The sequence below is a fragment of the Pseudescherichia sp. genome (assembly GCF_031979925.1).
Lineage (GTDB): Bacteria > Pseudomonadota > Gammaproteobacteria > Enterobacterales > Enterobacteriaceae > Pseudescherichia.
In genome coordinates this window covers 296,363-317,714 of record NZ_DALZFB010000001.1, presented here as the reverse complement: position 1 = coordinate 317,714, position 21,352 = coordinate 296,363, and the positions used below count along the sequence as shown (strand labels likewise).

The 21,352-nt window shown below is 57.3% G+C and carries 18 protein-coding genes and 1 other annotated feature; of the genes, 7 read left to right on the top strand and 11 right to left on the bottom strand.

The window, feature by feature from the left end; all coding sequences use genetic code 11:
* Window positions 1-151 precede the first annotated feature (151 nt).
* The 3 genes from lapB to pgpB all read right to left on the bottom strand — a co-directional run bounded on the left by lapB (window position 152) and on the right by pgpB (window position 2,596).
* Entirely contained in the window at window positions 152-1,321 is a 1,170-nt protein-coding gene (gene lapB / locus RTM13_RS01525) for a lipopolysaccharide assembly protein LapB (RefSeq protein WP_312209540.1), read from the bottom strand.
* A 6-nt stretch (window positions 1,322-1,327) separates the two neighbouring features.
* Window positions 1,328-1,672, bottom strand: coding sequence for a LapA family protein (locus tag RTM13_RS01520; RefSeq protein WP_312209538.1), 345 nt, complete (start codon window positions 1,670-1,672; stop codon window positions 1,328-1,330).
* Between the two features lie 156 nt (window positions 1,673-1,828).
* A complete protein-coding gene (gene pgpB / locus RTM13_RS01515; protein WP_312209537.1) occupies window positions 1,829-2,596 on the bottom strand; it encodes a phosphatidylglycerophosphatase B in 768 nt (255 codons plus the stop codon).
* 197 nt (window positions 2,597-2,793) lie between these two features.
* Between pgpB and ribA the strand changes: the two genes are divergently transcribed.
* Complete coding sequence (gene ribA, locus RTM13_RS01510; protein ID WP_312209535.1) at window positions 2,794-3,381, top strand: GTP cyclohydrolase II; 588 nt, start codon at window positions 2,794-2,796, stop codon at window positions 3,379-3,381.
* Window positions 3,382-3,457: 76 nt separating this feature from the next.
* Here ribA and acnA read toward each other — a convergent pair whose 3' ends face one another.
* The 4 genes from acnA to topA form a co-directional block, all read right to left on the bottom strand.
* On the bottom strand, window positions 3,458-6,130 hold the full coding sequence (gene acnA, locus RTM13_RS01505; RefSeq protein WP_312209533.1) for an aconitate hydratase AcnA: 2,673 nt from the start codon (window positions 6,128-6,130) through the stop codon (window positions 3,458-3,460).
* 350 nt (window positions 6,131-6,480) lie between these two features.
* Window positions 6,481-6,621, bottom strand: coding sequence for a YmiA family putative membrane protein (locus RTM13_RS01500; protein ID WP_312210112.1), 141 nt, complete (start codon window positions 6,619-6,621; stop codon window positions 6,481-6,483).
* A 207-nt stretch (window positions 6,622-6,828) separates the two neighbouring features.
* On the bottom strand, window positions 6,829-7,803 hold the full coding sequence (gene cysB, locus RTM13_RS01495) for an HTH-type transcriptional regulator CysB (protein ID WP_312209531.1): 975 nt from the start codon (window positions 7,801-7,803) through the stop codon (window positions 6,829-6,831).
* Window positions 7,804-7,980: 177 nt separating this feature from the next.
* The gene (gene topA / locus RTM13_RS01490; protein ID WP_312209529.1) at window positions 7,981-10,578 is read right to left on the bottom strand and encodes a type I DNA topoisomerase; all 2,598 of its coding nucleotides are present in this window, start codon (window positions 10,576-10,578) and stop codon (window positions 7,981-7,983) included.
* A gap of 399 nt (window positions 10,579-10,977) precedes the next feature.
* On the opposite strand from topA, the gene RTM13_RS01485 reads away from it, so the two are divergent.
* Window positions 10,978-11,229 (top strand): YciN family protein, encoded by a 252-nt coding sequence (locus RTM13_RS01485; RefSeq protein ID WP_042394314.1) that lies wholly within the window; start codon window positions 10,978-10,980, stop codon window positions 11,227-11,229.
* A gap of 41 nt (window positions 11,230-11,270) precedes the next feature.
* Here the strand turns inward: RTM13_RS01485 and sohB are convergent, their stop codons facing one another.
* Window positions 11,271-12,317, bottom strand: a complete 1,047-nt coding sequence (sohB, locus tag RTM13_RS01480; RefSeq protein ID WP_312209527.1) for a protease SohB — start codon at window positions 12,315-12,317, stop codon at window positions 11,271-11,273.
* A gap of 249 nt (window positions 12,318-12,566) precedes the next feature.
* Between sohB and RTM13_RS01475 the strand changes: the two genes are divergently transcribed.
* Window positions 12,567-13,328, top strand: a complete 762-nt coding sequence (locus tag RTM13_RS01475; protein ID WP_312210110.1) for a YciK family oxidoreductase — start codon at window positions 12,567-12,569, stop codon at window positions 13,326-13,328.
* Complete coding sequence (gene cobO / locus RTM13_RS01470) at window positions 13,325-13,915, top strand: cob(I)yrinic acid a,c-diamide adenosyltransferase (protein ID WP_312209525.1); 591 nt, start codon at window positions 13,325-13,327, stop codon at window positions 13,913-13,915. The genes RTM13_RS01475 and cobO overlap by 4 nt, the downstream gene beginning before the upstream one ends.
* 73 nt (window positions 13,916-13,988) lie before the next feature.
* Here the strand turns inward: cobO and rluB are convergent, their stop codons facing one another.
* The 3 genes from rluB to rnm form a co-directional block, all read right to left on the bottom strand.
* Window positions 13,989-14,897: a 23S rRNA pseudouridine(2605) synthase RluB gene (rluB, locus tag RTM13_RS01465; RefSeq protein WP_312209524.1), complete on the bottom strand. Its 909-nt coding sequence runs from the start codon at window positions 14,895-14,897 to the stop codon at window positions 13,989-13,991.
* Between the two features lie 155 nt (window positions 14,898-15,052).
* Window positions 15,053-15,673 carry an L-threonylcarbamoyladenylate synthase gene (locus RTM13_RS01460; RefSeq protein ID WP_312209522.1) on the bottom strand — a complete coding sequence of 207 codons (621 nt, stop codon included), beginning with the start codon at window positions 15,671-15,673 and terminating at the stop codon, window positions 15,053-15,055.
* Window positions 15,670-16,548: an RNase RNM gene (gene rnm, locus RTM13_RS01455; RefSeq protein WP_312209520.1), complete on the bottom strand. Its 879-nt coding sequence runs from the start codon at window positions 16,546-16,548 to the stop codon at window positions 15,670-15,672. Before rnm ends, RTM13_RS01460 begins: the two co-directional genes overlap by 4 nt.
* 156 nt (window positions 16,549-16,704) lie before the next feature.
* Window positions 16,705-16,801: a sequence feature (Trp leader region), on the top strand.
* A gap of 30 nt (window positions 16,802-16,831) precedes the next feature.
* Between rnm and RTM13_RS01450 the strand changes: the two genes are divergently transcribed.
* The 3 genes from RTM13_RS01450 to trpCF are packed head-to-tail and all read left to right on the top strand — an operon-like array spanning window position 16,832 to window position 21,351.
* Window positions 16,832-18,394, top strand: a complete 1,563-nt coding sequence (locus RTM13_RS01450) for an anthranilate synthase component 1 (protein WP_312209518.1) — start codon at window positions 16,832-16,834, stop codon at window positions 18,392-18,394.
* On the top strand, window positions 18,394-19,989 hold the full coding sequence (gene trpD / locus RTM13_RS01445; RefSeq protein ID WP_312209517.1) for a bifunctional anthranilate synthase glutamate amidotransferase component TrpG/anthranilate phosphoribosyltransferase TrpD: 1,596 nt from the start codon (window positions 18,394-18,396) through the stop codon (window positions 19,987-19,989). The genes RTM13_RS01450 and trpD overlap by 1 nt, the downstream gene beginning before the upstream one ends.
* A 3-nt stretch (window positions 19,990-19,992) precedes the next feature.
* Window positions 19,993-21,351, top strand: a complete 1,359-nt coding sequence (trpCF, locus tag RTM13_RS01440; RefSeq protein WP_312209515.1) for a bifunctional indole-3-glycerol-phosphate synthase TrpC/phosphoribosylanthranilate isomerase TrpF — start codon at window positions 19,993-19,995, stop codon at window positions 21,349-21,351.
* The last annotated feature ends 1 nt before the right edge of the window (window position 21,352 follow it).

The following is a 21,352-nucleotide window of genomic DNA, read 5'->3' as shown; positions in this document are numbered from 1 at the left end:
GGGCGCAAACGGAATAAACGGGCAGCATTCTAACTGCGAGCGCGGAAAATTGACAGGGCGCATTTTACACTGCCTGACATGGTTGGCTCGGTGTCTGCTTTTAAGAGAGTTTATTAAAGGATGTTGTAACTAAAGAGGATCTTTTTTTAAATTACTGGCCGTCGAGGCCGCGAATTGGCTTCACCGTTGACCAGGCACGACAGGAGGGACAGTGCCAGTACATAGTGTAGGCCGTGAAACCGCATTTTTGACAGCGGTAGCGCGGCTTGCTGCGGATCTGTTCTCCCACCATGTCACGCAGCGCCATCAGGCTCTCTTTTGCCCGCCCCTCTTCGGCATCGTGCAGGTGATAGTCCATCAGCTTATGGAAGACGCGCATAGTCGGATGGCGCTGCAGCTGACGGGTTACCGCCACCTGAGCCTGATCCTGGCCTTCACGCTGGTCGATAATTTCTGCCAGCATCAGATCGGCAGTCGCGCCGACGTTCTCTTCAACGCAGCGGGTAAGAAACTCGGCCCACTCCTCGGTTTTGCCCAGCTGCAGATAGCAGGTTTGCAGCATCTCCAGGGTTTCGCTGACCAGCTCTTTATCCTGATCGATTACCCGCAGCAGGCTCTCCACTGCTTTAGCATAGTCGCCTTTGGCCATCAGCACGCGCCCCATCATAATAGAGACGCGCGGGCTGGAGCGGTCGGCGGCTGCGCCCTTTTTCAGCAGCGCCATCGCACGATCCATATCGTCGTTGCCCATCTGCTGTAGCGCAAGCTCGCAGTAAAAATGGGCAATTTCGCCACGCTGTTTATCTTTACCCAGCTTGACCAGCCGCTCGGCCACGTCGATCGCCTTTTGCCACTCGCTGGTAGCCTGGTAGATCTGCAGAAGCTGCTGTAGCGCCCCGATGCGAAAATCGGTTTCGTCCACCAGCTGGTTGAACATATCTTCGGCGCGATCGTACATGCCAGCGGCCATGTAGTCGCGGCCCAGCTGCTGCACCGCCAGCAGGCGCTGATCGTAGGAGAGGGAAGCGCTCTCCATCAGGGTTTGATGGATGCGAATGGCGCGATCTACCTCGCCCCGGGAGCGGAACAGGTTGCCCAGGGTGAGATGCGCCTCAACGGTGCCGGTATCCTCTTTGAGCATATCGAGGAACAGATCAACCGCCTTGTCCTGTTGGTTACTGAGCAGGAAGTTGACGCCGGCGACGTAATCTCGCGACAGCCGGTTGGCCTCATCCTGCTTTGTTTGTTGCGCACTTCTGCGGCCCATATACCAGCCGTAGGCGGCTGCTACAGGTAACAGCAGAAACAACAGCTCCAGCATAGCCTGTTATTCCTTGACGGCCGGAGTCGTAGCGGTCGTTACCGGAACGCTATTCGTTACAGGGGCAGTCGTTACAGGGGCAGCCGTTGCAGGGGCGATTTGCTGTTCGAGACGTTTGATCTTACGCTCTGCCCGCGCCAGAGAGACCCGCACGCGCAGCCAGAAGAGACCGCAGATCAGCCAGCCGATAGCAAAGCCCGCGGCAAACAGGACCGCCAGCAGCGTAGAGATACGATATTCCCCCTGCGCCAGCAGGAAATTGAACGTCACCTGTTGATCGTTTTGCGCACCCAGCGTGACGGAAACGACAAAGATTGCTAACACCAGTAAGAAAATGAGTAGATATTTCACATTACTTCCCGTTATGTGGCTTAGGGCGAATAAATTCTGTTCAACCTGCTGCATCCAGCCTTATAAACTACCATTTTCGCGCAGCGGACGAAATGGAAAACCGTGATATCCAGATGATGTAAGGCCAAAAAGCGGAAATTCAATGCTCAGGCAGCCTTACTCATTTTTCTCTTCCCGTTGGGCTATCTCTATATCCTCTTTAACCGGCGGCGTCAGCGGGCCGCAGAGGCGTTGCGCAAGCCAGGTCGCCAGGGTAACAAGAATGCCAGAGATGAGCGTAGCCACCGCCAGATCCTGCGGCCAGTGCATGCCCAACAGCAGTCGACTCCCCATCACCAGCACGGCCCATACCATCAGCACGACGATGGTTACCGTCCGACGGCGAGGCCACAGCAGACCTACGCCCAACAGCGCCCAGCTGGCGGCGAACATAGTGTGGCCAGAGGGGAAGGCAAAGCCGGTCTCTTTCTGCCAGTGCTTGCGTAAAAAATCTGGCACGTTGTCCTGCTCGGTAAGCTGCTCCTGAACCAGCGCGCCGCGTTCCTTACGCTTTAAAGTGTAGAACTTATCTACCGGAATTTGGTGAGATTTTTCGAGCCAGACGACGAAGGGCCGTGGCTCCTGGGCCTGGGTTTTAACCCAGGATTTTACCCCCTGACCAAGGACGATTGCCCCGCCAAGGATCGCAAAAAGCATTAACGCTGCCTTCAGGCGAAAGCGTAGACACCACAAAAACCAGCCGCACAATATGACGTGAGTAATAATGCCCCACGGCTGAGTAACTGTTTCGGTGACCCAGTAGAGCACCTTAAGCCAGCCGCTGTGGCCGCCAGGCTGCCAGTGCCAGCCGAAGAGCCACACCAGCAGTGGCATAATGAGCAGAAGTCCTGTTCCGGCGGCAATTCGCCTTGCGATTGAGAGCATTTTCTTTCCCTTTAAGTTAAGACACACAATAATAACTGAAAAATAACATGTTCGGCGGATTTGACGGATTTGTGCGCTTAATCTTTGTAAGTCACGGTGGCGATTAGTGAAGTGGCGCGCCTTGTGGCAAAATAGACGCAGACAGAAAGCCTGAAGGCTATGGGCACAGAAAGTGCCAGCTTAATCTGGAGAATCACATGCAGCTTAAACGTGTGGCAGAAGCCAAACTGCCAACCCCCTGGGGCGACTTCCTGATGGTGGGATTTGAAGAACTGGCAACCGGACAGGATCACGTTGCCCTGGTTTATGGCGACATCTCTGGCCAGACGCCGGTGCTTGCCCGCGTCCATTCAGAGTGCCTGACCGGCGATGCCCTGTTCAGCCTGCGCTGCGACTGCGGTTTTCAGCTTGAGGCCGCCCTCTCCCACATCGCTGAAGAGGGTCGCGGTATCCTTCTGTATCATCGCCAGGAGGGACGCAATATTGGTCTGCTGAATAAAATTCGCGCCTACGCGCTGCAGGATCAGGGCTTTGATACCGTTGAAGCCAACCATCAGCTGGGCTTTGCCGCCGACGAGCGCGACTTCACCCTGTGTGCGGACATGTTCAAGCTACTGGGCGTGGATGAGGTACGGTTGTTAACCAATAACCCGCGTAAGGTAGAGATCCTTACCGAGGCTGGGATTAATATCGTTGAGCGCGTGGCGCTGATTGTCGGCCGTAACCCTAATAACGAGCACTACCTCGATACCAAAGCGGCCAAGATGGGTCATCTGCTGGGTTAATTGAGGCGGGTAAACGCCGGGCGGCGGCATTCGCCTTACCCGGCCTACACGATTATGTAAGCCGGGCATGACTGATTTACAGCATATTACGGATTACGTAGTGCAGGATGCCATCGTTCTGGTAGTAGGTTAGCTCGGTGCCGGTATCAATTCGACAGCGGCAATCTATCGTCTCCTGGCTACCGTCCGCACGGGTCAGACGCACCGGAATAGTCGCTCCCGGCTTAAGCTGCGTCAGATTTTCCACATCGATCTTCTCTTCCCCCGTCAACGCCAGCGTTTTACGCGTCACGCCCTGCGGAAACTCCAGCGGCAGGATCCCCATACCAATCAAATTCGAGCGGTGAATACGCTCAAACGACTCGGCAATCACGACGCGGATGCCCAGCAGGCGCGGTCCCTTGGCAGCCCAGTCACGACTGGAGCCTGACCCGTACTCTTTCCCGGCAATGACTGCCAGCGGCGTCCCCTCTTTCTGGTAACGCATAGCCGCGTCATAGATAGAGATCACTTCGCTACCCGGCAGATGTCGGGTCATCCCACCCTCAATGCCGGGCACCATCTCGTTACGGATACGGATGTTTGCGAACGTACCGCGCATCATCACTTCGTGGTTACCCCGGCGTGACCCGTAAGAGTTGAAGTCCCGGCGCTCAACGCCGTGCCCCTGCAGGTAGCGTCCCGCCGGGCTGTCGGGCTTGATGCTGCCCGCCGGTGAGATGTGGTCGGTGGTGACGGAGTCACCCAACATCGCCAGGATCCGCGCCCCGTGGATATCTTCTACCTGCTTCGGCGTGGCCAGCATCTCATCAAAGAACGGCGACAGGCGGATGTAGGTCGAGTCATCCTGCCAGCTATAGGTATCTGAGCGATCAACTTCAATCGACTTCCACTCATCCGAACCTTCAAACACCTCGGCATACTCTTTGCGGAACATGTCGGTAGATACATGCTCGACGGCCCGGGCAATCTCACTGCCCGAGGGCCAGATATCCTTCAGGTAGACCGGATCGCCCTTCCGGTCATTGCCGATGGGATCGGTAGCCAGGTTGATATTCATATTCCCCGCCAGCGCATAGGCCACCACCAGCGGCGGCGATGCCAGCCAGTTGGTCTTAACCAGCGGATGAATACGCCCCTCAAAGTTTCGGTTACCAGAGAGCACCGCCCCGACGGTCAAATCCCCTTTCTTAATGGCCTGCTCGATGGGATCGGGCAGCGGTCCGGAGTTACCGATACAGGTGGTACAGCCGTAACCCACCAGGTTGAAGCCCAGCTCATCCAGCCAGGGAGTGAGTCTGGCCTGAGCGAGATAGTCTGAGACCACTTTTGAGCCGGGTGCCAGCGAGGCTTTCACCCACGGCTGGCGCTTCAGCCCCAGCTGCACGGCTTTTTTCGCCAGCAGACCTGCCGCCATCAGCACGCTTGGGTTGGATGTATTGGTACAGGAGGTGATCGCCGCGATAACCACCGCCCCGTCCGGCAGCTGATATTGATGCCCGTTCAGCGAATACTCTACCGCCTGGCGATCTTTCTGGGAGTGATTCAGCTCAAGCTCTGAACTGGCGGCAAACGCCTTCGGTACTTCGCTAAGCAGAACGCGGTCCTGAGGGCGTTTCGGCCCGGCGACGCTGGCCTCGACATCAGCCATATTAAGTTCGAGAGTGCTGGTGAAGACCGGCTCGTCGCCCGGATTGCGCCACATTCCCTGCGCTTTGGTATACGCCTCTACCAGCGCCACCTGCTCTTCGCTACGGCCGCTCAGCCGCATATAGTTGAGGGTGACGTCATCAATAGGGAAGAAGCCGCAGGTTGCGCCATACTCCGGGGCCATATTAGCGATAGTCGCGCGATCCGCCAGCGGGAGGTGATCGAGACCGTCGCCGTAAAACTCAACGAATTTACCTACCACGCCATGCTTACGCAGCATTTGGGTTACGGTCAGCACCAGATCGGTGGCGGTGATCCCTTCATTAAGCTTGCCGGTCAGCTTGAAGCCGACCACGTCAGGGATCAGCATCGAAACCGGCTGGCCCAACATGGCGGCCTCCGCTTCTATACCGCCAACGCCCCAGCCCAACACGCCCAGGCCGTTAATCATAGTGGTATGCGAGTCGGTGCCCACCAGCGTATCCGGATAGGCGACCCACTCTTTATCCTGCAGTTCGCTCCAGACCGCCTTTCCCAGGTACTCAAGGTTTACCTGATGGCAGATGCCGGTTCCGGGTGGAACCACGCTGAAGCGGCTGAATGCCTGCTGCCCCCAGCGCAGAAACTGGTAGCGCTCGTGGTTACGCTCCATCTCCAGACGGACGTTCTCTTCAAAAGCGTCATCGTCACCGAAGTGATCGACGGTAACGGAGTGGTCGATCACCAGATCGACGGGAGAGAGAGGGTTAACTTTTGCGGTATCGCCGCCGAGACGTTTAACCGCTTCGCGCATGGCGGCCAGGTCGACCACGGCAGGCACGCCGGTGAAGTCCTGCATAAGCACCCTTGCCGGGCGATAGGCGATTTCACGATCGGCGTGGGCGGACTGGAGCCACCCGGCCAGCGCACGAATATCCTCTTCGGTGACGGAATCCTCATCCTGCCAGCGCAGAAGGTTTTCCAGCAGTACTTTAAGTGACTTGGGTAAGCGGGAAATATCCCCAAGCGCCTTTGCGGCCAGCGGCAGACTGTAATAGTGCCAGGTTTTGTTCTCTGCCTGCAACGTGTCCTTACTGGCTTCGCGTAGGGTAGACGACATAAGCTCCTCCTAATACAGAGTATCGATACCCTGACTGGTATCAGGGTCTGTATTAAAGATAACACAAACATGCCGTAACGTTTTGATAACAACCCAAATAGCTAAATAGCGCACATTTCAGGGCATTAGAGAGCAAAAAACCCCGCCGGGGCGAGGTTTCATCAGGACAGGATAACCGCTATTTTTTTTGCTTATCGTCAGCGAAAGAGTCAATAAACGCTTTCTGCGCGGCCGTGAGTTGCCAGCTGGCCGGGATCTGCACCGCTGTCTCACGTTCACCCTGACAGGTATGTTTAGGGGACCGGCAGCGGTCCTGAACCGGATTTAACCGCTCGGTAATTGCCATTGGCTTAACCCCAAAATTTCCAGATAACTAGTGCCACAACTGCCCAGAAGAAGGCTGAACCCAGAAACACCGCCAGCCATGCTTTACGCTTCAGCGCGGGATCCCTTTGCGGTTCTTCACTTCCTGCAGGCATTGCTAACCTCACACAATCGACATCGCTTATCATATTGACACCGAACAATAGGTTTAAGTAATCATTACATAGGACAAATCCTAAAGAAACTTTAGCCTAAAATCCAGCGAATTTACGAATCATTTCGAGCGAAATATTCGATGTTATGATCGCGAAGAGAGTATTGTAGAAGGTAATTTGCGCTGCGCCACATTAGAGACTACTTTTGTCGCCCTTCTGTTATTTTTCCGGCAGTTTGATGTCATGGAACATCGCTTCGATATCTTCATTCGAACGCAGCGCGACGGCGGTATCAACGACGTCACGGGTAAGATGCGGAGCGAAGCGCTGGATAAAGTCATACATGTAGCTGCGTAAAAACGTGCTGCGGCGGAAACCGATTTTAGTCGTGCTATGACTAAACACGCCCTGCGCATCCAGCTTGACCAGATCGGGATCGGAGACAGGATCCACCGCCATGCTGGCAATGACCCCAACGCCCAGCCCAAGGCGAACGTAGGTTTTGATCACGTCGGCATCGGTGGCGGTAAAAACAATACGCGGCGACAGCCCGGCACGGTTAAAGGCAGTATCCAGCTCGGAGCGGCCGGTAAAGCCAAAGGTATAGGTCACCAGCGGGTACTGGGCCAGCTCTTCAATACTTACCGACTGCTTGCCCGCCAGCGGATGATCCGGAGTAACCACGATAGAGCGGTTCCAGTGGTAGCATGGCAGCATCACCAGGTCGTCATAGAGATGCAGCGCTTCGGTAGCGATGGCAAAGTCCGCATTGCCCTTGGATACCGCTTCGGCAATCTGCGTCGGCGATCCCTGATGCATATGCAACGAAACGCGTGGATAGCGCTCGATAAAGCCTTTGATTACGTTGGGCAGCGCGTAGCGGGCCTGGGTATGGGTTGTAGCAACGTAGAGCGACCCCTTATCCGGCCAGGTGTGCTCCCCCGCGACCGATTTTATCGCTTCTACCTTGGATAGCACCTCGCGGGCAATGCGGATGATCTCCTGTCCGGCAGGCGTAACCTGAGTAAGATGCTTACCGCTGCGGGCAAAAATCTGGATCCCCAGTTCGTCCTCCAGCATACGAACCTGCTTACTGATTCCAGGCTGGGATGTGTAGAGCCCTTCGGCAGTAGATGAGACGTTAAGGTTATGGTTGACCACCTCAACAATATAGCGAAGCTGCTGTAGTTTCATGACGGACCATCCGATTTTGCGCACACGACATCGTCTAAGACGATTTAATAATAAGAGAGGAAGTAGCTATAACCACTATATCATTTATATCTACAGTGTATAGATATGTTCAAAAAATAATAATGACGGTTATAAGAAAGGGCCGGATAACCGGCCCTTGAGGAGAAAATTGCAGGCTTACTTTTTAGCTTCTACCCATTTACCATCAATAAAGAAGGCGGACCAGCCGGTGGCCTTACCCTCTTTCTCTGAGGCAACGTACTGCTGCTTGGTCTTGCGGCTAAAGCGAACCATAGTCTTGTTTCCGGCAGGATCCTGCTGCGGCGCATCGGCCAGGTAGCGCAGCTTCTCCGGCAGACGATCGCGGAAGCGGTACAGCTCTTCCACCAGCGGCGCACGGGTTTCTCGCGATTTCGGGAAGGTATTCGCCGCCAGGAAGACCCCGGCTGCACCGTCACGCAGCACGAAATAAGCATCTGACTTCTCGCACGGCAGCTCCGGCAGCGGAACCGGATCTTCCTTCGGCGGTGCAACTTCGCCGTTACGCAGGATCTTACGCGTATTTTTACAGTCGTCGTTGGTACAGGCCATGTATTTACCGAAGCGCCCCATCTTCAGGTGCATTTCAGAACCACACTTCTCGCACTCGACGATCGGACCGTCATAGCCTTTGATGCGGAACTCACCCTCTTCGATCTCGTAGCCGTCGCAGGTGGGGTTGTTACCGCACACGTGCAGCTTGCGCTTCGGATCGATCAGGTAGCTGTCCATCGCCGTGCCGCACTTCACGCAGCGGCGTTTCGCACGCAGGGCGTTAGTTTCGGCATCATCGCCCTCCAGCACGTTGAGAACCTCGTTCTCCGGCACCAGATTAATAGTGGTTTTGCAGCGCTCTTTTGGCGGCAGCGCATAGCCTGAACAGCCCAGGAAGACGCCGGTGCTCGCTGTGCGAATGCCCATTTTTCGACCACAGGTCGGGCAGTCGATGCTGGTCAGCACCATCTGGTTCGGGCGCATACCGCCCTCTTCCGGATCCTGCTCGGCTTTCTCCAGCTGCTTGGTAAAGTCGCTAAAGAAGTTGTCCAGCACGCCTTTCCATTCGGTTTCGTGATTCGCCACCTGGTCGAGACTGTCTTCCATCTGCGCGGTGAAGTCGTAGTTCATCAGCTCGCGGAAGTTCTCTTCCAGCCGATCGGTAACGATCTCCCCCATCTTCTCGGCGTAGAAACGACGGTTTTCCACCCGCACGTAGCCGCGATCCTGAATAGTCGAGATGATCGACGCATAGGTAGACGGGCGACCAATGCCGCGTTTTTCCAACTCTTTGACCAGCGAGGCCTCGCTGAAACGCGCCGGCGGCTTGGTAAAGTGCTGGGCCGGGGTCAACTCGATCAGCGACACCACATCGCCTTTGTTGACCGGCGGCAGGGTGCGATCTTCATCGTTTTTACGTAGCGCAGGCATCACTTTGGTCCAGCCGTCAAACCGCAGCGTGCGACCGCGCGCCTTCAGGCGGAACTCGCTCGCTTCCACGGTCAGCGTTGTCGAGTCGTACTGGGCCGGCGTCATCTGGCAGGCAACGAACTGACGCCAGATCAGCTGGTAGAGCTTCTGCGCATCGTTTTCCATATCCTTCAGCGACTCCGACACGACCGCCACGTCAGAAGGACGAATCGCTTCGTGCGCTTCCTGTGAGTTCTCTTTGCTGGAGTACTGGATCGGGCTCTCCGGCAGGTATTTCTTGCCGAAGTTTTCGGTAATATAGCTGCGGGCCATGTTCACCGCGTCCTGGCTCAGGTTGGTTGAGTCGGTACGCATATAGGTAATGTGGCCTGCCTCATAGAGACGCTGGGCCATCATCATGGTTTTCTTCACGCCGAAGCCGAGACGGGTGCTGGCCGCCTGCTGTAGCGTCGAGGTGATGAACGGCGCGCCCGGCTTGCTGCTGGTCGGCTTATCTTCCCGATCGGCTACGGTGTAGCGGGCCTTCTCCAGCAGGCTAACCGCCGACATAGTCTGCTCGCGGTTAACCGGGCGGAACGGTTTGTCCTGCTGATGCGTTACCTGCAGCGCCAGAGAGTCACCGGCCGGTGTCGCGACGTTGGCGTCCACTTCCCAGTACTCTTCCGGCACGAAAGCTTTGATTTCACGCTCGCGCTCCACCACCAGCCGTACGGCAACCGACTGCACGCGTCCGGCAGAGAGACCACGGGCGATCTTTTTCCACAGCAGCGGCGAGACCATGTAGCCAACGACGCGGTCCATAAAGCGACGCGCCTGCTGGGCATTAACCCGGTCGATATTGAGCTCGCCCGGCTTTTCGAAAGCCTGACGGATAGCATTCTTGGTAATTTCATTAAACACGACGCGGCTGTAGCGCGTCTCATCGCCCCCGATCACCTCCCGCAGGTGCCAGGCAATGGCTTCCCCTTCGCGGTCAAGGTCGGTTGCGAGATAGATATGATCGGCTTTTTCGGCCAGCGATTTCAGCTCAGAGACCACTTTCTCTTTGCCGGGGAGCACTTCATAGCGCGCATCCCAGCCGTGCCATGGGTCGACGCCCATACGATTGACTAGCGCGCCACGTTCATCCTTTTTGGGCTTCTTAGCCGTTTTGGTGGAGGCAGAGTCAGCGCTCTTTTTGGCGGCTGAGCCACTGGTCGGCAAATCGCGGATATGACCGACGCTGGACTTAACCACGTAGTCACTACCCAGATACTTATTGATCGTTTTGGCTTTTGCCGGGGACTCAACGATAACGAGAGCTTTACCCATATTCACCTTTACCTAATTTGATTCTTCCAGGAATACGCCGCACGTTGACTCACCATCCCCTGGCGACGTGCCTCAGATATAGCGGCGACGTCACTGGATATCAACCCCTTTTCATAACCAGACGCTGAAATTAAGACTTCCAGGTGACTGAGTTAACAGGTTTTTCCGCGCCTGAGGGGATGAGAACGACGAACTTAAGGTCGAATGTCAAGCAAATCTGTTGCCAGATTGACGAAAGCGCACACTCTACCTGATAAAATTTGTTACGCAACTTTATTAGCATGCAAAAACGGATCGCGCCAACGGTGGAATGGGGTAAAAGCCCTCTTGATAGCAGGGAAAATTTGCCCCATTTGTCCCCCTGGACGTAGAATATCGACAACGTTTATGGAGGTAACTATGCAAGAGTCAGTTCTACCGATCGATCGTCAGTCACTGCTGGCGAAAGCGAATGAGATCATCCGCGAGCATGAGGATTATGTGCAGGGTATCGAAGCCACCAACGTCACCGAACGTAACGGCATTCTGATTTTCAGCGGCGACTATTTTCTTGATGAGCAGGGCCTGCCCACAGCGAAGAGTACGGCGGTGTTTAACATGTTCAAACATCTTGCCCACGTACTGTCAGAGAAATATACACTGGCGGAATAAACAGAGCGAGGCAATGCGCCTCGCTCCTCTATTATCGCCGTTTACAGCAGCGGCTTTTCACCCCGCTGCCACCAGCGTAGCAGCAGCCGATCGGCGCTCTCCGCCGCGCTGCTGGTGAAGCGATCCATTAATTTCTTGCGGCGGGTGTAGCGAATACCGATCACCTCGAACTCCTTGATCAGGCCAAGCAGCAGCTCGTCGCTGGTCCCTACCTCATCAACCAGCCCCTTCTCCTGCGCCTGAACGCCGTACCAGTGTTCACCGGTGGCCACGGACTCAATATCTAATGAAGGACGCATCTGCTTAACAAAGGATTTGAAGAGATCGTGAGTTTCGTTCAGGCTTTCGCGAAACTTCTGCCGCCCCTCTTCGGTGTTCTCTCCAAGCAGAGTTAACGTGCGTTTATATTGACCAGCAGTATGCAATTCAATATCGATATCTTTGCTTTTCAGAAAGCGGTTCAGGTTGGGGATTTGCGCCACAACGCCGATGGATCCCACAATCGCAAAGGGTGCGGCCACAATCTTGTCCGCCACGCAGGCCATCATATAGCCACCGCTGGCAGCCACTTTATCGACGGCGACGGTGAGCGGAATGTTCTTATCGCGCAGGCGTTGCAGCTGGGACGATGCCAGGCCGTAGCCGTGAACGACGCCGCCAGGGCTTTCGAGGCGCAGCACCACGCGATCTTCAGGTTTAGCGACGGTAAGTACGGCGGTGATCTCCTCCCGCAGGCTACTGACTTCATGCGCATCCATACTGCCTTTAAAGTCCAGCACGTACGCACGCGCTTTGTTGGAGACCGCCGGGACGCCAAGCTTCGCGCTGGCCTTCGCCTCTTTGGCCTCCTGCTTCACGCGCTTTTTCTGCGCCTTGTGCCACAGCTTCTGCCGGTGCGTATCGAGCAGAGAGACGGAAAGCTCCTCCTGCATCTCTTTATACTGCTCGCTCAGGTTTGTGACGCGCAGCTCTCCGCGCTGGCGTTTGCGCTGCGTCAGGTTAACAATAAGCATCGCCACGACGGCAATGGCAATCACCACCGTCACAATCTTGGCTAAAAACAACCCGTATTCAGATAGTAATTCCACGCGTACCACCTCGGTTAAACCACTCAACGTAAAGGCCAGTGTACATGACCCTGCCCGCATCGTCTTCTGCCGTCATGCGAAGTAACATGCCATCCTGCTGATTTTTTTACTCTGTAAGAACTTGAAAAGGTTCAAAGCGTGAATGCGGGAGCTTGATGATTGAATTAAGCAGCAGATTAAGGCATAAAGCCCTCAAGACCCGATCCTGTGAAACGACGCCTGGATGAACGAGAGCGCAAAGGAGAAACCGTGCACTACCAGCCAAAACGAGATTTATTAGAGAACCGCATTATTCTGGTGACCGGTGCCAGCGACGGTATTGGCCTGGAGGCCGCCCTGACCTACGCCCGCTACGGCGCAAAAGTGATCCTGCTCGGCAGAAATGAAGAGAAGCTGCGCGCCGCGGCTCAGCGCATTGAACAGCTGGGCGGCAAGACTGCCCGCTGGTATACGCTGGACTTAGCCACCTGTACGCCGGAACAGTGCCAGCAGCTGGCCGCACAGATTGACGCTGCGGTTCCTCGCCTGGACGGGGTATTGCATAATGCGGGGATGCTGGGGGATATCTGCCCGATGGATGAGCAGAAGCCTGACGTCTGGGAGCAGGTGATGCAGATCAACGTCAACGCCACCTTCTACTTAACCCAGGCGCTTCTTCCTTTATTACTCAAGTCGGAATCCGGATCGCTGGTGTTCACCTCCTCAAGCGTAGGCCGTCAGGGACGCGCTGGCTGGGGGGCCTATGCGGTCTCCAAATTTGCCACCGAAGGCATGATGCAGGTGCTGGCCGAGGAGTACCAGAGCAAACACCTCCGGGTTAACTGCATTAATCCTGGCGGTACGCGGACAAAAATGCGCGCCAGTGCATTTCCGTCGGAAGACCCACAAAAATTAAAGACCCCGGCTGATATCATGCCGCTCTACCTATGGCTGATGGGTGATGACAGCCGTCGCAAAACCGGCATGAGCTTTGATGCTCAGCCTGGACGCAAACCGGGAATAGCACAATGAGTGAAGAGCGTTACCAGCAACGACAGCAGAAAGTGAAGGATCGCGTGGATGCGCGCGTTGCCGCCGCCCAGGACGAACGCGGGATTCTTATCGTCTTTACCGGCAACGGCAAAGGCAAAACGACCGCCGCCTTTGGCACCGTGACCCGTGCGGTGGGCCACGGCAAAAAAGTGGGCGTGATCCAGTTTATTAAAGGAACCTGGCCCAACGGCGAGCGCAACCTGCTGGAGCCGCACGGCGTGGAGTTTCAGGTGATGGCGACGGGCTTTACCTGGGACACACAGAACCGCGAGTCCGATACCGCTGCCTGTCTCACGGTATGGGAACATGCCCAGCGGATGCTGGCCGATGAGACTTTAGATATGGTGGTCCTGGATGAGCTGACCTATATGGTGGCCTATGACTATCTGCCTTTAGAGACGGTGCTCAACGCTCTGCGCGAGCGTCCGGCCCAGCAGACAGTAATCATTACCGGCCGCGGCTGCCATCGCGATATTCTGGAGCTGGCCGATACGGTGAGCGAGCTGCGCCCGGTCAAGCACGCCTTCGAGGCTGGCGTGAAGGCGCAAATCGGAATTGATTATTAGCCGTTCGTAGGCCGGGCAAGGCAGCGCCGCCGCCCGGCATGACAGATCGAAAAAGGGGCCGAGGCCCCTTTCTTTATGCTTTGCTGTTGCGGGTGCTGGAGCGGCGGTTGCCGCTTGCAGGACGTCCGCTAGCCGGACGCGCGCTGCCGGTCTGGCTGTGGCGTTTAACCGCCCGGCGGATCTGATTCGCCTTCATGCGGCGTCGATCTTTCTCAACCGCCACCTTGGATTCGGTTTCTGGCGTTAACTCTACCAGCTCGCGCAGATAGTTAGTCTGGGCCAGATCCAGTTCAGTATAGCCACCACGCGGCAGTCCTTTCGGCAGCAGAATGTCACCGTAGCGCACGCGAATAAGACGGCTCACCTGCACGCCAACGGCTTCCCACAGGCGACGCACTTCGCGGTTACGCCCTTCGGTCAGCGTGACGTTGTACCACTGGTTGATACCCTCGCCGCCGCTGAACTTAATGGTTTTAAACGCTGCCGGACCATCCTCCAGCTGCACGCCACGAGAGAGATCGCGGATCTTGTTCTCTTCAACCTGGCCAAACACGCGCACGGCGTATTCACGCTCCACTTCACGACTCGGGTGCATCAGGCGGTTGGCCAGCTCACCGTCGGTGGTGAACAGCAGCAGGCCGCAGGTGTTCACGTCCAGACGGCCAACGGCAATCCAGCGCGCCCCGCGCAGCTTCGGCAGGCGATCGAACACTGTCGGACGTCCTTCCGGATCGTTACGGGTACAGAGTTCACCTTCTGGTTTGTAATAGGCCAGCACGCGGCAGATCTGCTCGACGGACTCTTTAACAGAGATAAGATGGCCGTCGATACGAATTTTCAGGCCCGGGATCACCTCAACGCGGTCGCCCAGGGTAGCGATTTTACCGTCGACGCTGACGCGCCCGGCTGAAATGATCGCTTCGATTTCACGGCGGGAGCCGTGGCCAGCGCGGGCCAGCACTTTTTGTAATTTCTCGCTCATGGCGCTTCCTTCAGGTGTCGCCTTCACAGGCGTCTGGATAGGTGCAAAGGACACTCTATTTCTTGGGCGCACATACTACACGAATTTTAAATGAAATACTGTAGCGCCCCAGGTTAATTTTTAAACACCAGGATGCTGTGGTGATGTTACCAAGCTTACAGGAAGGGGGTCACATCGCCTACGCCTTCGCGGATCACTTCCGGCGAGTCATCGGTCAGATCGACCACCGTAGTAGGCTGCTGTCCGAGATAGCCGCCGTGAATAATGAGGTCCACGTGCTTCTCCAGACGATCTTTGATCTCTTCCGGATCGGACTCGGTGAAGTCGCTGCCGGGGAGCATTAGAGAAGTAGAGAGCATTGGCTCGCCCAGGGTCTCCAGCAAAGCCAGAGCGATGGGGTTGGACGGCACGCGCAGGCCGATGGTTTTACGCTTCTCCTGTAACAGGCGGCGCGGCACCTCTTTTGTCCCCTTAAGGATGAAGGTGTAGTTGCCCGGCGTATTGTTCTTTATCAAGCGGAAGGCCACGTTGTCGACAAAGGCGTAGGTCGACAGCTCGGAGAGATCCCGGCACACCAGGGTAAAGTTGTGCCCGTCAGGCAGCTGACGAATGCGGGAGATACGCTCCATCGCCCCTTTATCTTCGATTTTACACCCCAGCGCGTAGCCGGAGTCGGTGGGATAGACGATCACCCCACCCTTACGCACAATCTCCACCGCCTGGTTAATCAGGCGCGGCTGGGGATTGTCCGGATGCACATAAAAAAACTGACTCATACTTCCCTCTCATTATGTTGAGGCTGTTCCCACAGCTGCCATACCGCTTCCACGCCTGCGGGTAGCCACAGTTTGCGGCCCAGTTCAATCCACGGGCAGGGCTGATGAAAGTCCGACCCCTGCGACGCCATGAGACCAAACTGCTGTGCATACGCAGCAAGCTGGGTGCGCTCGTTGGGAGCCTGCTGGCATTGCGCGACTTCCATCGCATCACCGCCCTGTTCGGCAAAGTGGGCCAGCAGCCTTTTCAGCCATTTAGCGCTGAGGTCGTAGCGCCCAGGATGGGCCACTACCGCCTTGCCGCCAGAATGATGAATCACATCAATAGCTTGTTTTATTGTACACCACTGGGGCGGAACGTATCCGGTTTTACCGCGTGCGAGGTACTTTTTAAACACCCCCGCTACGTCGCTGGCTTTGCCGCTCTCAACAAGGAAGCGGGCAAAGTGGCCACGGGTCACCGCTCCGCCGTTGGCGAGGCGCAGCGCCCCTTCCCACGCGCCAGGAACGTGGGCCTTCTCAAGGCGCTCGCCAATCTGCATGGCGCGCTGCTGACGTCGGGCCTTCTGCTCCTCAAGGAGCGTCACCATCGCCGGATGCTCAATATCGATATTAAGACCGACGATGTGGATCTCGTGATTCTCCCACAGGGTAGAGATCTCCACGCCGTTAATCAGCGTCAGGTCCAGTCCTGCACGCTGGATCTCAGCCCGGGCAGCGGGAATGGCTGAGGTGGTGTCATGATCGGTGATCGCCAGCGTGCCTATCCGCATCTCAACCGCGCGATGAACCAATTCTTCCGGGGAGAGTAAGCCGTCTGAGGCCTGAGTGTGAGAGTGAAGATCGTAAATAATAGCGTAATTCGTGTCGCTCAAAGCGGCTCCCGTAGGGTGTATCTCATTTAGCGCCCTATCATAACGGTTACGCCGCAAATTCTGAAATCAGGGGTTGACTTTATTCCCATGAACCAGTTAACTAGTACGCAAGTTCACACAACGAGGTATCTGAAAATGTTCAAACATTATACGCTTATCCGCTGGTGGCACTCCTCCTGAAAACGGGCGGTGAGAGAGCGTTTGCCTTTAGCAGACAGATACCCCGGCCCGCCAACTGAGCGGGCTTTTTTTTGAACAGAATAACGATCGGATGAGAATGACTATGCCAATGCCAAAACCTGCACTTCAGCTTCTCACAGACCACGCCGCGTACCGGGAGAACCCGACCGCCCTGTTTCATCAACTGTGCGCGGATCGTCCGGCAACGCTGCTGCTGGAATCTGCCGATATCGACAGCAAAGATGACCTCAAGAGCCTGCTGCTGGTCGACAGCGCGCTGCGCATTACCGCCCTAGGTGACACTGTCACTATTCAGGCATTGACGGCCAACGGCGCGTCGCTGCTGCCGCTGCTGGATGCCACCCTGCCCGCTGGCGTAGAGAACATCGCCCGTCCGGATGGCCGCGTCCTGCACTTTCCGCCGGTGAGCAACCTGCTGGACGAGGACGCCCGCCTCTGCTCTCTGTCAGTCTTTGATGCTTTTCGCCTGCTGCAGGAGCTGGTTACCGTTCCGGCCGAGGAGCGCGAGGCCATGTTCTTTGGCGGCCTCTTCGCCTATGACCTGGTAGCCGGTTTTGAGGATCTGCCTGCGCTGGCGCAGGAGAATGGCTGCCCGGACTTCTGCTTCTACCTGGCTGAAACCCTGCTGGTTATCGATCATCAGCAGCAGCAGACCCGTATTCAGGCGAGCCTTTTTACTCCTTCCGACGCTGAGCAACAGCGTCTGACCCAGCGCATCGCCGAGCTTCGCCAGCAGTTAAATCTGCCTCCCGCGCCGCTGCCGGTGGAAACGGTGGCGTCTATGCGCTGCGAATGCAACCAGAGCGACGAGGAGTTTGGTGCGGTCGTACGCGAGATGCAAAAAGCCATTCGCGCCGGAGAGATCTTCCAGGTGGTGCCATCCCGCCGCTTCTCGCTGCCCTGCCCGTCGCCGCTGGCAGCCTACGACGTGCTGAAGAAGAGCAACCCTAGCCCCTATATGTTCTTTATGCAGGATAATGACTTCACCCTGTTCGGCGCATCGCCGGAGAGCTCGCTGAAGTATGATGCGCAATCGCGCCAGATTGAGATCTACCCAATCGCCGGAACGCGTCCGCGCGGTCGCCGGGCCGACGGCTCGCTGGATCGCGATCTCGACAGCCGCATTGAGCTGGAGATGCGTACCGACCATAAAGAGCTCTCCGAACACCTGATGCTGGTTGATCTGGCCCGCAACGATCTGGCCCGCATCTGTACCCCGGGCAGCCGCTACGTCGCCGACCTGACCAAGGTCGATCGCTACTCGTTTGTGATGCACCTGGTCTCCCGCGTGGTGGGTGAGCTGCGCAACGATCTCGACGTGCTCCACGCCTACCGGGCGTGCATGAACATGGGCACCCTGAGCGGCGCGCCAAAAGTTCGCGCCATGCAGCTGATCGCTCAGGCGGAAGGCACCCGTCGTGGCAGCTACGGCGGCGCGGTGGGCTACTTCACCGCCCACGGCGATCTCGATACCTGCATCGTGATCCGTTCCGCCTACGTTGAAAACGGTGTCGCCACCGTCCAGGCAGGTGCTGGCGTAGTGCTGGACTCTGTTCCGCAGTCTGAAGCCGATGAAACCCGCAATAAAGCCCGCGCGGTCCTGCGCGCCATTGCCACCGCACACCACGCACAGGAGACGTTCTGATGGCTGACATTCTGCTGCTCGATAATATTGATTCTTTTACCTATAACCTTGCCGATCAGCTGCGTGCCAGCGGCCACAACGTGGTGATCTACCGTAACCATGTGCCAGCCCAGACGCTAATTGACCGTCTGGCGACCATGGAAAATCCGGTCCTGATGCTCTCTCCGGGCCCCGGCGCGCCCTCTGAGGCGGGCTGTATGCCCGAGCTGTTAACCCGTATGCGCGGCAAGCTGCCGATCATTGGTATCTGCCTTGGCCATCAGGCGATTGTTGAAGCCTACGGCGGCTACGTTGGCCAGGCGGGCGAGATCCTGCACGGTAAAGCGTCGAACATCGAACACGACGGCCAGGCGATGTTTGCCGGGCTGAGCAACCCCCTGCCTGTGGCACGCTATCATTCACTGGTGGGCAGCAACGTACCTGCCGGGCTGACCATCAACGCCCACTTCAACGGCATGGTGATGGCGGTGCGTCATGACGCCGATCGCGTCTGCGGCTTCCAGTTCCATCCTGAGTCTATCCTCACCACCCAGGGTGCGCGCCTGCTGGAGCAGACCCTGGCCTGGGCGCAGCAGAAGCTGGCGCAGAGCAACACCCTGCAACCGATCCTGGAGAAACTCTACCAGGCGCAGACCCTGAGCCAGCAGGAGAGCCACCAGCTCTTCTCGGCGGTGGTGCGCGGCGAGCTGAAACCGGAGCAGCTGGCGGCGGCGCTGGTGAGCATGAAGATCCGCGGCGAGCATCCGAACGAGATCGCCGGGGCGGCTACTGCCCTGCTGGAGAACGCAGCGCCCTTCCCGCGCCCGGACTATGCCTTTGCCGATATCGTTGGCACCGGCGGCGACGGCAGCAACAGTATCAATATCTCCACCGCCAGCGCCTTTGTGGCCGCCGCCTGCGGCCTGAAGGTGGCGAAGCACGGCAACCGCAGCGTTTCAAGCCGCTCCGGCTCGTCGGATCTGCTGGCGGCGTTCGGCATCAATCTCGATATGAACGCGGATAGGTCCCGTACCGCGCTGGACGAGCTGGGCGTCTGCTTCCTCTTTGCGCCGAAGTACCATACCGGGTTCCGCCACGCGATGCCGGTACGCCAGCAGCTCAAGACCCGCACCCTGTTTAACGTGCTGGGGCCGCTGATCAACCCGGCCCACCCGCCGCTGGCGCTGATTGGCGTCTATAGCCCGGAGCTGGTGCTGCCGATTGCCGAAACGCTGCGCGTGCTGGGCTACCGGCGGGCGGCGGTGGTACACAGCGGCGGTATGGATGAAGTCTCCCTGCACGCGCCGACGCTGGTTGCCGAGCTGAACAACGGAGATATCAGCAGCTATCAGCTGGAGGCTGCCGACTTTGGCCTGACGCCCTATCGTCAGGAGGCGCTGGCGGGCGGCACCCCGGAAGAAAACCGTGACATTCTGACGCGCTTATTACAAGGTAAAGGTGAAGCCGCCCACGAGGCCGCCGTCGCGGCAAACGTGGCGATGCTGATGCGTCTGCATGGAGAAGAGGATTTGCGGGCCAATGCGCAAAAGGTTCTGGACGTACTGCGCAGCGGTGCCGCCTATGACAAAGTCACCGCACTTGCGGCAAGAGGATAAGTGATGGAAACCGTTTTAGCGAAAATCGTCGCGGATAAGGCGATTTGGGTCGCCGACCGTAAACAGCAGCAGCCGCTGGCCAGTTTTCAGAGCGACATTGTGCCTGCCACGCGCAGCTTTTACGACGCTCTGCAGGGCGCGCGTACGGCGTTTATTCTCGAATGTAAAAAAGCCTCGCCGTCTAAAGGGGTGATCCGGGACGACTTCGATCCGGTGCGGATCGCTAACATCTATAAACACCATGCGTCAGCCATCTCCGTGCTGACGGATGAGAAGTATTTTCAGGGCAGCTTCGATTTTCTGCCGCTGGTGAGCGCTGCCGCGCCGCAACCTATCCTGTGCAAGGATTTTATTATCGAGGCCTACCAGATCTACCTGGCCCGCTTCTACCAGGCGGATGCCTGCCTGCTGATGCTGTCGGTGCTCGATGACAATCAATATCGCCAGCTCGCTGCGGTGGCCCACAGTCTGAAGATGGGCGTGCTGACCGAAGTCAGTAATGAAGAGGAGCTGGAGCGCGCCATTGCCCTCGAGGCAAAGGTTGTCGGTATTAATAACCGCGACCTGCGCGATCTCTCTATCGATCTGAACCGCACTCGTCAGCTGGCCCCTCGCCTCGGCGCGGGCGTCACGGTGATCAGCGAGTCGGGGATCAACACCTATGCCCAGGTGCGCGACCTGAGCCATTTCGCCAACGGCTTTTTAATCGGATCGGCGCTGATGGAGCAGGACGATCTTGCCGCCGCCATCAAGCGCGTGTTGCTGGGTGAGAACAAAGTGTGCGGGCTGACGCGCCCTCAGGATGCGCAGGCCGCCTTTGAGGCCGGAGCCATCTACGGCGGGCTGATCTTCGTTCCGGAATCCCCGCGCTGCGTAAGTGATGTCCAGGCCGAGACGGTGATTGCCGCAGCGCCTCTGCGCTACGTGGGTGTTTTCCGCAATGAACCCGTCGAGGCGGTGGTAGAGAAGGCAGCCCGGCTCCAGCTTGCTGCCGTACAGCTGCACGGGGCTGAAGATCAGACCTATATCGATGCCCTGCGCGCCGCGCTGCCTGCCGAGGTGGCGATCTGGAAAGCGCTGAGCGTCGGCGATACGCTCCCTCCCCGCAATCTGAACCATGTTGACCGTTACCTGTTTGATAACGGCCAGGGCGGCAGCGGCCAGCATTTTGACTGGTCCCTGCTGGCGGGCCAGAAGCTGGATAACGTTATGCTGGCCGGTGGCCTCGGCGCAGATAACTGCGTGACGGCGGCACAGGCGGGCTGTGCCGGACTCGATTTTAATTCAGGTGTGGAATCTGAACCGGGTATTAAAGATGCCAGCAAGCTGGCCTCGGTTTTCCGTACCCTGCGTGCCTATTAAG

What these genes read in the sequence shown, in the direction of transcription:
- lapB (WP_312209540.1), bottom strand. Translation starts at nt 1,321, where the DNA reads ATGCTGGAGCTGTTGTTTCTGCTGTTACCTGTAGCAGCCGCCTACGGC.
- pgpB (WP_312209537.1), bottom strand. Translation starts at nt 2,596, where the DNA reads ATGCTCTCAATCGCAAGGCGAATTGCCGCCGGAACAGGACTTCTGCTC.
- ribA (WP_312209535.1), top strand. Translation starts at nt 2,794, where the DNA reads ATGCAGCTTAAACGTGTGGCAGAAGCCAAACTGCCAACCCCCTGGGGC.
- acnA (WP_312209533.1), bottom strand. Translation starts at nt 6,130, where the DNA reads ATGTCGTCTACCCTACGCGAAGCCAGTAAGGACACGTTGCAGGCAGAG.
- cysB (WP_312209531.1), bottom strand. Translation starts at nt 7,803, where the DNA reads ATGAAACTACAGCAGCTTCGCTATATTGTTGAGGTGGTCAACCATAAC.
- topA (WP_312209529.1), bottom strand. Translation starts at nt 10,578, where the DNA reads ATGGGTAAAGCTCTCGTTATCGTTGAGTCCCCGGCAAAAGCCAAAACG.
- RTM13_RS01485 (WP_042394314.1), top strand. Translation starts at nt 10,978, where the DNA reads ATGCAAGAGTCAGTTCTACCGATCGATCGTCAGTCACTGCTGGCGAAA.
- cobO (WP_312209525.1), top strand. Translation starts at nt 13,325, where the DNA reads ATGAGTGAAGAGCGTTACCAGCAACGACAGCAGAAAGTGAAGGATCGC.
- rluB (WP_312209524.1), bottom strand. Translation starts at nt 14,897, where the DNA reads ATGAGCGAGAAATTACAAAAAGTGCTGGCCCGCGCTGGCCACGGCTCC.
- RTM13_RS01460 (WP_312209522.1), bottom strand. Translation starts at nt 15,673, where the DNA reads ATGAGTCAGTTTTTTTATGTGCATCCGGACAATCCCCAGCCGCGCCTG.
- RTM13_RS01450 (WP_312209518.1), top strand. Translation starts at nt 16,832, where the DNA reads ATGCCAATGCCAAAACCTGCACTTCAGCTTCTCACAGACCACGCCGCG.
- trpD (WP_312209517.1), top strand. Translation starts at nt 18,394, where the DNA reads ATGGCTGACATTCTGCTGCTCGATAATATTGATTCTTTTACCTATAAC.
- trpCF (WP_312209515.1), top strand. Translation starts at nt 19,993, where the DNA reads ATGGAAACCGTTTTAGCGAAAATCGTCGCGGATAAGGCGATTTGGGTC.